This window comes from Moorena producens 3L, assembly GCF_000211815.1.
Classification (GTDB): domain Bacteria; phylum Cyanobacteriota; class Cyanobacteriia; order Cyanobacteriales; family Coleofasciculaceae; genus Moorena; species Moorena producens.
This window is the reverse complement of sequence record NZ_GL890899.1, coordinates 1-1,179: the sequence shown is the minus strand read 5'-3', so window position 1 is coordinate 1,179 and position 1,179 is coordinate 1. Positions and strand designations below refer to the sequence as shown.

General features: G+C 53.9%; 2 pseudogenes. Both read left to right on the top strand.

Annotated elements, in window-relative coordinates:
- Positions 1-332: pseudogene (locus tag LYNGBM3L_RS47325) on the top strand (hypothetical protein); the annotation flags it as partial.
- Positions 329-1,179, top strand: a pseudogene (locus LYNGBM3L_RS13140) (O-antigen ligase domain-containing protein); the annotation flags it as partial. The pseudogenes LYNGBM3L_RS47325 and LYNGBM3L_RS13140, both read left to right, overlap by 4 nt.

Sequence of the window (1,179 nt, the reverse complement as noted above, 5' to 3'; positions counted from 1 at the left end):
ACGAGCAATTGGTAGCTAATCCGGCCGTCGTGCTGGAATCCGTCTGCAATAAGCTTGGTTTGAAATTCGAAGGTGGGATGCTTCGTAGCCACTCATCGACCGGTTCGACTCGACCGGGCCAATTTGCCAACAACGAGGCGGCGTGTAAGCCCGTGACTGGCAGTAGCGTCGGTCGGTGGCAAAGCGATCTCTCGAGGGAGGAGTTGCGCGACGTCATCAACGTTGCAGGTGAGCTTCTGGTCACGCTGGGATATACGCAGGAGCGTGTTCCTGACGCAGATTTTTCGGCCGAAAGTGCCATCAGTCGCCAAGGACAAAAGCAACACCAATGAGTCTGTTTGCGAACGTCGCCATGATTGCTTGGGTGCCGTTGTGCAGCCTGCTGTTCGTGGTTCTACCCGTGCGAAGGGCGTTGTTGGTTGGCTATCTGATCGGCTGGCTCTTCCTTCCGCAAGCAAGTTACGCGCTGCCTGGCTTACCAGACTATACACGTGTCACGGCAGTGAATTTCTTTTTGTTCGCCAATGTGTTGGTGTTCGACCATGCGCGAGCTTGGCAAAAATTCCAGGCGCTGGACCTTCCGATTTGCGTTTGGTGCAGCGTGCCATTGCTCTCGTCGCTCTCCAATGGTTTAGGGATTTACGATGGACTCTCTGGGGTATTAGAGACCACGATTGCATTCGGGATTCCCTATTTCATGGGGAGACGCTACTTCACGGACTCGGAGGGAGTCATGGAGTTGGCCGTTTGGTTGTTTGTGGGCGGGTTGATTTACATGCCGTTCTGCTGGTGGGAAATCCGCATGAGCCCGAATTTACACGAAATTGTCTATGGATTCTCTTGGCACCGATCCCATACGACGAAACGTCTGGGAGGCTACCGGCCGGATGTTTTTTTGATTCACGGAATTGCCCTTGGGCTATGGATGTGCTCGACCGCCTTGGTGGGAGTGTGTATCTGGCGCGGGAAGTGGCTAAAAAAGTTGGCTGGGGTACCGACTGGATGGCTCTCCGTAGCACTATTGTGCACTTCGGTTCTGTGTCGTTCGACCAACGCGCTATTGTTACTGCTAGTTACAAGCGTGTCCTTGGTGACGTTGCGCTTCTTTCGAACTTGGAGCCTCGTGCTCGTCGTAGCGACAGGTCCATTGGTGTATATCGGGTTAAGGGTAACGGACAC